11 protein-coding genes are annotated in these 7,740 nt (G+C 50.6%); 3 read left to right on the top strand and 8 right to left on the bottom strand.

What is annotated here, in order from left to right; all coding sequences use genetic code 11:
- Positions 1-403 precede the first annotated feature (403 nt).
- Both CDG55_RS01170 and CDG55_RS01165 read left to right on the top strand, forming a co-directional pair.
- The gene (locus CDG55_RS01170; RefSeq protein WP_000585007.1) at positions 404-1,042 is read left to right on the top strand and encodes an AAA family ATPase; all 639 of its coding nucleotides are present in this window, start codon (positions 404-406) and stop codon (positions 1,040-1,042) included.
- Positions 1,043-1,044: 2 nt separating this feature from the next.
- On the top strand, positions 1,045-1,332 hold the full coding sequence (locus CDG55_RS01165; RefSeq protein WP_000908082.1) for a hypothetical protein: 288 nt from the start codon (positions 1,045-1,047) through the stop codon (positions 1,330-1,332).
- Positions 1,333-2,673: 1,341 nt separating this feature from the next.
- Here the strand turns inward: CDG55_RS01165 and CDG55_RS01155 are convergent.
- The 7 genes from CDG55_RS01155 to merT all read right to left on the bottom strand — a co-directional run bounded on the left by CDG55_RS01155 (position 2,674) and on the right by merT (position 6,384).
- A complete protein-coding gene (locus CDG55_RS01155) occupies positions 2,674-2,886 on the bottom strand; it encodes a DUF3330 domain-containing protein (protein WP_000993245.1) in 213 nt (70 codons plus the stop codon).
- A gap of 65 nt (positions 2,887-2,951) precedes the next feature.
- Positions 2,952-3,188: a broad-spectrum mercury transporter MerE gene (gene merE, locus CDG55_RS01145; protein ID WP_001087807.1), complete on the bottom strand. Its 237-nt coding sequence runs from the start codon at positions 3,186-3,188 to the stop codon at positions 2,952-2,954.
- On the bottom strand, positions 3,185-3,550 hold the full coding sequence (gene merD, locus CDG55_RS01140; RefSeq protein WP_001277463.1) for a mercury resistance co-regulator MerD: 366 nt from the start codon (positions 3,548-3,550) through the stop codon (positions 3,185-3,187). Before merD ends, merE begins: the two co-directional genes overlap by 4 nt.
- A 17-nt stretch (positions 3,551-3,567) precedes the next feature.
- Positions 3,568-5,253 (bottom strand): mercury(II) reductase, encoded by a 1,686-nt coding sequence (gene merA, locus CDG55_RS01135; RefSeq protein ID WP_000209293.1) that lies wholly within the window; start codon positions 5,251-5,253, stop codon positions 3,568-3,570.
- 38 nt (positions 5,254-5,291) lie between these two features.
- The gene (gene merC, locus CDG55_RS01130) at positions 5,292-5,717 is read right to left on the bottom strand and encodes an organomercurial transporter MerC (RefSeq protein ID WP_000522997.1); all 426 of its coding nucleotides are present in this window, start codon (positions 5,715-5,717) and stop codon (positions 5,292-5,294) included.
- Between the two features lie 27 nt (positions 5,718-5,744).
- The gene (gene merP / locus CDG55_RS01125) at positions 5,745-6,020 is read right to left on the bottom strand and encodes a mercury resistance system periplasmic binding protein MerP (protein WP_004178136.1); all 276 of its coding nucleotides are present in this window, start codon (positions 6,018-6,020) and stop codon (positions 5,745-5,747) included.
- Between the two features lie 13 nt (positions 6,021-6,033).
- Positions 6,034-6,384, bottom strand: a complete 351-nt coding sequence (merT, locus tag CDG55_RS01120; RefSeq protein ID WP_001294659.1) for a mercuric ion transporter MerT — start codon at positions 6,382-6,384, stop codon at positions 6,034-6,036.
- 71 nt (positions 6,385-6,455) lie between these two features.
- Here merT and merR point away from each other — a divergent pair, with 71 nt between their 5' ends.
- Entirely contained in the window at positions 6,456-6,911 is a 456-nt protein-coding gene (merR, locus tag CDG55_RS01115) for an Hg(II)-responsive transcriptional regulator (RefSeq protein WP_001166628.1), read from the top strand.
- Between the two features lie 122 nt (positions 6,912-7,033).
- Here the strand turns inward: merR and CDG55_RS01110 are convergent, their stop codons facing one another.
- On the bottom strand, positions 7,034-7,738 hold the full coding sequence (locus CDG55_RS01110; protein WP_001067793.1) for an IS6-like element IS1007 family transposase: 705 nt from the start codon (positions 7,736-7,738) through the stop codon (positions 7,034-7,036).
- Positions 7,739-7,740: the final 2 nt, after the last annotated feature.

Below are 7,740 nucleotides of genomic sequence, written 5' to 3'. Positions count from 1 at the left end.
AGGGAGATATATTAAGGAAAATGTTATAAATAGATATATTGACAATACTACTTAACGTCCACAAATGAAAGTATTTTTAATAAAAGAATTTGTCAACTTATGCACAGAATTTGTCAACTTAGAAACAGGAAAAAGTCAACTTATTGGTAGGAATATGTCAACTCAGAAACAGGAAAAAGTCAACTTATTGGTAGGAATTTGTCAACATATACTTCCTGTATCCCTTTGCTAGTCAAGCTTTGAGCAGAGATATAAATAATAAATTTAAATAAATATATATAAATTCAAAAAGACCATTCTTTTGTGGATAACTTTTTTTTAATTTTTTTTTTCATGATAGTTGATTACTTCATAAATCACCGTTAAATTATACACAAACAAACTTACGTAACTTACATAAATTATGATTATCTTAGTTGGTGGTGAAAAAGGCGGTGCTGGTAAAAGCTGTTTAGCTCAAAATCTTGCAGTTTACTTACAACAAAGTCAAAGAGACGTCCTCTTATTAGATGCTGACCCTCAAGGAACAACAACAGATTGGGTCAAAGAAAGAGATGAAAACGATGAATTAAATAATATTCCATCAGTACAAGCATCAGGGAATATACGTTCAGTTTTAAAAGATTTAGATAAAAGATACCAAGATATTATCATTGATGCAGGTGGACAGGATTCTGAAGCATTACGTTCAGCAATGACTATAGCTACACATATGTTATTGCCGTTTAGACCCAAACGAAGAGATCTAAAAACTTTAGATCATATGGAACAAGTTTTAAAATTAGCAAAGACAGTAAATCCAAATCTGAAAGCTAGAGCAATTATTACTCAGTGTCCAACTCTTCCTTCTCAAGTTCAAAGAATTTTAGATGCAAAAGAGGCATGCAAATCATTTGGTATTGATGCATTGAATTCAATCACAACAAATCGAAATGTTTATGATGATGCAGATGAAAATGGGCTTTCGGTTTTTGAAGTAAATAGTGATCCTAAAGCGAAAGCTGAAATTGAAAGTATTGCAAGAGAGTTTTTAGGAGTATAACTATGGCTGGTTTAACTGGGCTAAACAAAAAACCTGAACCTACTGAACAAGATAAAATGTTAGATGCATTTATATCTGGTGCAGAAAAGAGGGTAAAGGCTTTAGAATCAAGTGAAAAAAAATTTATTCGTTACACTTTTTCTCTCAATGAAGATATTAGTAAACTAATTGATGAGCTGGTTGTAAAAGGGCAAAATGCAAGAATAAATCGTTCAAGTATTGTTCGAGCAGCTATAGAAAATTTATCGACATATAGTGCAGATGAATTAAAAGAAATATTAAATAAATAAATAAATTAAAAATATCCCACTTTTTTAAGGGGGATATTTTTTATCCAAGTTAAATTTACTGTAAGTCCCCGGTGAACCCTATAGATATTTTTAAATTCAGCTCAGGCTCTAGCAGTGTGGTGGTAATTTATCTATTTGAGTTATTTTATATGAAGGCGTCCTTTTCTGCACAGACACGGATCTAGGCTATTCAGCTTGGCTGACTGAATTGATGTCATGATGTTTGATGCACATTGTCAAATTCTTTATCAAGCGAAACTCTGAATCAATGCTTGTAATTGTTTCACTATGATGAGTTTGAGTCCAGTGAAATGTTGCTTGTTTCAACCGTAGAGCTTTGAATACCCAGTCCATCATGTATCAACACTTTCATACAATGACCACGCTTATTCCAAAACAAGATAACCTCAATGTTGCGATTTGACATGGTCAAAGGCTTTTAGGACATGAGAAAGAGCAGTATAAGTAACTGCTCGCATATCCATGGGCTGAGTAGAAAGCCAGATTTCATCAATGTGAATCTTATTGTGAGCACCTTGGGGAATTCTGCCAAAGCGATTGCTCCTGATACCTTCCGTTTCAGCCCAATCGCTATGTTCGCATCAGGCGTCGTTATTGATTATGCCTTATACGGAACTCCAGAGTTAGCCCTCGTTGCGAACAACAAAGCCAGAAATCCTGCAGTTCCGCGGACGCTGATAAGTAGACAGATTCCTGACACGGAATACTATAACTTACATCACTTAAATAGGATGCATAAGTTATGCAAGTTACGCCACTTAAATAAGTTAAGGCGCTAAAGCGATAAAAGCTACATGATGGCCAGTACTGAGCACTGGCGATCTAAGTCAATGCTGCAGTTCTCATCATCATTGGAATAAGTGGACAAATTCCTGACATGGAAATTGCAGCGAGATTGGCTAAAGTTACTACGCTGATTATCAGCCGAGATAAAGTAATGTGAACGGGTAGTATTGCTGTAATGGATGGATTAAACGTTGCAGGGTAAGGCAATGTAATAAATGTGGGCTTTGGTGGTGCAGAGCTTGTTCTCCATCCAAAAGGCGAATATATCTACATACGGGATTTGAATTTAGTACTTACTGCAAAGCTACTGAAGCGAGGGATGTGTTGGGTGCTTTATCGGATGGTTACCTTTAATCCTTCATAAATGAGTGTACTAGTGAACAATACCACTTTATAGCAGTTAAACTTATTAAACTTATTAAACTTATTAAACTTATTAAACTTATTAAACTTATTAAACTTAAATTGCTTAGGTGGTCTAACTAAAATTTTTAGCAGAGTGATCTAATAATAAATGTATTAATAGACCATGCTTCAATCTGACGGCTGCGAACCGCCAGGGACAGGCGCAATGTCAGATTCTGTCGCGGCCTTGGCGCGTGCCTGGAAGCGTTCATAGCAATCCAGCCCGCAGAAATGTTCGACGTATTCCGCGCCTTCCGGGGTGAAGGCGGCATCGAGCGGAATTTCTTTGCAGCATACGCAGCAGGTGGTGCAACTGGCAGTGTTCGGGGCGTTTGCGTTCATGGTGGTACTCCTCCAGATTGGTAGCGAAGCTCAAAGCTGCCCACTCTCGGCTGGCTGGGAAGCGGTCATGATCTTCCCTTGAAGGCCCGCAGCAGCCGCGTCACAGACAGGACAAACAAGCCGGTCAGCGTGAGGGCTGCAATACCCCAGTGCTCCCCGATGAACGCGCCGGCCGTCGTGCCGGCTAGCACAATGGCGAGAATCGGCAAATGGCAGGGACAGGTGAGCACGGCCAGCGCGCCCCACAAGTAGCCGGTGATCGGTTTGTGCGTCTCAGACGGCAAGTGCTCTGGGCTGTTCATGGCAGACTCTCCGCGTGCTGTGCCGGTTCGGTTGGCATGGCGGCCAGTTGCATTTCGAGGCTGGCCAGGGCCTCGCGCCGACGCTCGACGAGTTGCCGCAACACGGCAAGCTGCGCAGACGCACCGTCACCGTCCGCAGCATCCAGCGCCCGGCACAGCCGCGCCAGTGCGTCCAGGCCGATACCCGCTTCGAAGGCAGCCCGTACAAAGCGCAGCCGTTGCAACGCGGTGTCATCGAACAAGCCGTAGCCGCCCGTGGTGCACGCGACCGGCCGTAGCAATCCGCGCAGCAGGTAGTCGCGCACGATATGCACGCTCACCCCGGCATCAAGGGCCAGCCGGGACACTGTGTAGGCGCTCATTGAACACCTCCTTTTCCTCATCCGGCGCAGCACGAAAGCTGCTTCACGTCCTTGCTGAAGGTCTGCGCCGCGAGCTTCAGCCCTTCGACCATGGTCAGGTAGGGGAACAATTGGTCGGCCAGTTCCTGCACGGTCATACGGTTGCGAATGGCGAGCACCGCCGTCTGGATCAGTTCACCCGCTTCCGGGGCCACCGCTTGCACGCCGATGAGCCGTCCGCTACCTTCCTCGATGACCAGCTTGATGAAGCCGCGTGTGTCGAAGTTGGCAAGCGCACGCGGCACGTTGTCCAAGGTCAAGGTGCGACTGTCGGTCTCGATCCCGTCGTGATGTGCTTCCGCCTCGCTGTAGCCCACGGTGGCGACCTGCGGGTCGGTGAATACCACGGCCGGCATTGAGGTCAGGTCCAGGGCCGCATCGCCGCCAGTCATGTTGATCGCAGCACGGGTGCCGGCCGCTGCCGCCACATAGACGAACTGAGGCTGGTCGGTGCAGTCGCCAGCCGCATAAATGTGTGGCGTACTGGTGCGCATGCCCTTGTCGATGACGATGGCCCCCTGCGCATTGGCAGCGACTCCCGCCGCTTCCAATGCCAGGCTGCGCGTGTTCGGTGCCCTGCCAGTGGCGACCAGCAGCTGGTCGGCGCGTATTTCACCGTACCCGGTGGTCAGCACGAATTCGCCGTCCACATGCGCGACCTGGCTGGCTTGCGTGTGTTCCAATACCTTGATCCCTTCGGCACGGAACGCGGCTGTAACGGCCTCGCCGATGGCCGGGTCGTCGCGGAAGAACAGCGTGTTGCGAGCTAGGATCGTGACCTGGCTGCCCAGCCGGGCGAAGGCTTGCGCCAGTTCCAGCGCGACCACCGACGAGCCGATCACGGCTAGGCGTTCGGGAAGGGTGTCGCTGACCAGGGCCTCGGTCGAAGTCCAGTAGGGTGACTCTTTCAGGCCCGGAATCGGCGGCACGGCCGGGCTGGCACCCGTGGCGACTAAGCAGCGGTCGAAAGCTACCACGCGCTCGCCACCATCGTTTAAACGGACGACCAGGCTCTGCTCATCCTTGAAACGCGCCTCACCATGTACAACGGTGATGGCCGGGTTGCCGTCCAGAATGCCTTCGTACTTGGCATGGCGCAGTTCTTCGACGCGCGCCTGCTGCTGGGCCAGTAGTTTGCTGCGGTCAATCGCAGGCACAGTCGCCGCGATACCGCCGTCGAACGGACTTTCCCGACGTAAATGGGCGATGTGGGCGGCGCGAATCATGATCTTGGACGGCACGCAGCCGACGTTGACGCAGGTGCCGCCGATGGTGCCGCGCTCGATCAGCGAGACGTGCGCGCCTTGCTCGACGGCCTTCAGTGCTGCCGCCATTGCCGCGCCACCGCTACCAATGACGACGACCTGCAACGGGCGTTCGTTGCCACTGGGCTTATCAGCGGCCCCTATCCAGCCGCGCATCTTGTCGAGCAGGCCGGCGCGGTTGTCCGTCGGTGGCGCATCGGCAAGCGTTGCCTCGTAGCCCAGTCCGGCCACGGCGGTAGTCAGCGCATCCGATGACGTGCCCGCCTCAATGGCGAGTTGCGCTGTGCCCTTCGGATAGGACACCAGCGCCGATTGCACGCCGGGCACTTTCTCCAAGGCTTCCTTGACGTGAGCCGCGCACGAGTCGCAGGTCATCCCGGTGATTTTCAGGGTGGTCATGTATTTTTCCTTTTCTGTGGTGGCTACGGCTGTTGCCGTCAGCCACGTTGTTCTGGCAATTCACAGCTGTCCGGCCCGCAGCGGCGATGTGCTGGCGAGATGAAATCCCAGACCGACACCCCAACCATCAAGGCCAGGCCGACATAGAGCAGTCCACCGCTCTGCCAGCCGTAAGCCCGCATTAAAAACACCGCTGCCAGCACCAAGATCGGGCCTATCGTGCCGAGCGCCGTGCGTCGCCACTGTCGATGATTGAGCCAAGCGATAGCATTGGCGAGTAACGTGATGCCGGCGAACATCGGCAGCAGGATGCCAATGAATAGCCCCTCGTACTGGCTCAAGAAGCCCAGTCCGATGGCCGCGCCAAAGCTGGCGATGGCAGGAAAACAGGCGGCGCAGCCCATCGCGGAAACGACGCTGCCGAGCGCGCCGGTTTTGCCAGCGATGCGCGTGATGAGTCCCATGTGTCGCTCCCGAGTTCGGTTAACGGATCAGCGTTTGAGGCTGGACGGATAGCCCGCGTCCTCGGTCGCCTTGGTCAACTTCTGGACGTTGGTCTTGGCATCGTCGAAGGTGACGACGGCCTGGCGCTTGTCGAAACTTACGTCGGTCTTGCTCACGCCCTCAACCTTGGAAAGCGCGTGCTTGACAGTGATCGGGCAAGAGGCGCAGGTCATGCCAGGCACGGACAGCGTGACGGTCTGAGTGGCGGCGAACACGGGGGCAACGAAAGCGGCGAGAGCGAGGGAGGCAAACAGCTTTTTCATGATGAACTCCTGATTAGTAGAAAAATGGCATGACGTAGGGAAAACCAAGCGCGACCAAGACCAACACGGCGACGAACCAGAAAATGAGCTTGTAGGTGGTGCGCACTTGCGGAATCGCGCACACCTCGCCCGGCTTGCAGGCTGCGGTCGGTCGGACGATGCGCCGCCAGGCAAAGAACAGTGCAACCAGCGCCGCGCCGATGAAGATCGGCCGATACGGCTCCAATACCGTCAGGTTGCCGATCCATGCCCCGCTGAACCCCAAGGCGATCAAAACCAGCGGCCCCAGGCAGCAGGCCGACGCAAGAATGGCGGCCAGCCCACCGGCGAAGAGCGCGCCGCGCCCGTTTTGTGGTTCAGACATACGCTTGTCCTTTCAAATTTGGTTTGGATAGCTTAAGCTTACTTCCGTAGTTATGTACGGAGTCAAGCGATATGCAAATTAATTTTGAGAATCTGACCATTGGCGTTTTTGCCAAGGCGGCCGGGGTCAATGTGGAGACCATCCGGTTCTACCAGCGCAAGGGCCTGCTGCCGGAGCCAGACAAGCCCTATGGCAGCATTCGCCGCTATGGCGAGGCGGATGTAACACGAGTGCGGTTCGTGAAATCGGCCCAGCGGCTGGGCTTTAGCCTGGACGAAATCGCCGAGCTACTGCGGCTGGAGGATGGCACCCATTGCGAGGAAGCCAGCGGCCTGGCCGAGCACAAGCTCAAGGATGTGCGCGAGAAGATGGCCGACTTGGCACGCATGGAGGCCGTGCTGTCTGAACTGGTGTGCGCCTGCCATGCGCGGAAAGGGAACGTTTCCTGCCCGCTGATTGCGTCACTGCAAGACGGAACGAAGCTCGCTGCATCGGCGCGGGGGAGTCACGGGGTGACTACGCCTTAGCGTGCTTTATTTTCCGAATTCTGAGACGACCCCTAGATGCCTGGTCAAGACTGCATACTTGCTGTTTTGACGGCACTGTTGCAAATAGGGATCTGAGTCAATGATTTTCCCTTCAAAAAAGCTTAGAGACCGAAAACTCTATTTACTAGCCAAACTTCTCCTAGAATATTACCGTTATAAAATAATGAAGCTTGTCCTTTGCGTAGAGCACGCATAACCTCAATTCCTTTAATTGTGGCATAAGCCGTTTTCATAGACTTGAATCCCAACGTAGCCTTGATGATCCGTTTGAGCTTGCCATGATCACATTCAATCACGTTATTCTTGTATTTAATCTGTCGATGGTCCAGGTCTTCAGGACACTTTCCTTCCTGTTTTAGTCGCGACAAAGCACGGCCATAGGTATGAGCCTTATCAGTGTTTATGACTCGTGGAATCTGCCATTTTTTGACATGATTCAAAATCTTACCAAGAAAACAATAAGCTGAATGGGTATTTCGTCTAGCAGAAAGATAGAAATCAAGAGTATGGCCACGTTGGTCAACTGCACGGTATAGATATGCCCATTTGCCATTCACTTTTACGTAAGTTTCATCCAGATGCCATAAATGTCGATCTGTAGGATTACGCCAATACCAACGTAAACGTTTTTCCATTTCTGGAGCATAACGCTGAACCCAGCGATAAATTGTGGTGTGATCAACATTCACTCCACGTTCAGCGAGCATTTCCTGCAGTTCACGATAGCTAATGCCATATTTACAATACCAGCGCACAGCCCAAAGAATGATTTCGCCCTGAAAATGCCGACCATGGAAAGGATTCATAT

Origin of the sequence: Acinetobacter sp. WCHA45, from assembly GCF_002165255.2 — a bacterium.
Taxonomy (GTDB): Bacteria; Pseudomonadota; Gammaproteobacteria; order Pseudomonadales; family Moraxellaceae; genus Acinetobacter.
The sequence above is the reverse complement of the archived record's forward strand: the minus strand, read 5'-3'. Positions and strand labels throughout refer to the sequence as shown.

Coding starts and splice junctions, on each gene's coding strand:
- merP (WP_004178136.1), bottom strand. CDS start 6,020: ATGAAAAAGCTGTTTGCCTCCCTCGCTCTCGCCGCTTTCGTTGCCCCC.
- merD (WP_001277463.1), bottom strand. CDS start 3,550: ATGAGCGCCTACACAGTGTCCCGGCTGGCCCTTGATGCCGGGGTGAGC.
- merC (WP_000522997.1), bottom strand. CDS start 5,717: ATGGGACTCATCACGCGCATCGCTGGCAAAACCGGCGCGCTCGGCAGC.
- merR (WP_001166628.1), top strand. CDS start 6,456: ATGCAAATTAATTTTGAGAATCTGACCATTGGCGTTTTTGCCAAGGCG.
- CDG55_RS01110 (WP_001067793.1), bottom strand. CDS start 7,738: ATGAATCCTTTCCATGGTCGGCATTTTCAGGGCGAAATCATTCTTTGG.
- merA (WP_000209293.1), bottom strand. CDS start 5,253: ATGACCACCCTGAAAATCACCGGGATGACCTGCGACTCGTGCGCGGCT.
- merE (WP_001087807.1), bottom strand. CDS start 3,188: ATGAACAGCCCAGAGCACTTGCCGTCTGAGACGCACAAACCGATCACC.
- CDG55_RS01165 (WP_000908082.1), top strand. CDS start 1,045: ATGGCTGGTTTAACTGGGCTAAACAAAAAACCTGAACCTACTGAACAA.
- CDG55_RS01155 (WP_000993245.1), bottom strand. CDS start 2,886: ATGAACGCAAACGCCCCGAACACTGCCAGTTGCACCACCTGCTGCGTA.
- CDG55_RS01170 (WP_000585007.1), top strand. CDS start 404: ATGATTATCTTAGTTGGTGGTGAAAAAGGCGGTGCTGGTAAAAGCTGT.
- merT (WP_001294659.1), bottom strand. CDS start 6,384: ATGTCTGAACCACAAAACGGGCGCGGCGCGCTCTTCGCCGGTGGGCTG.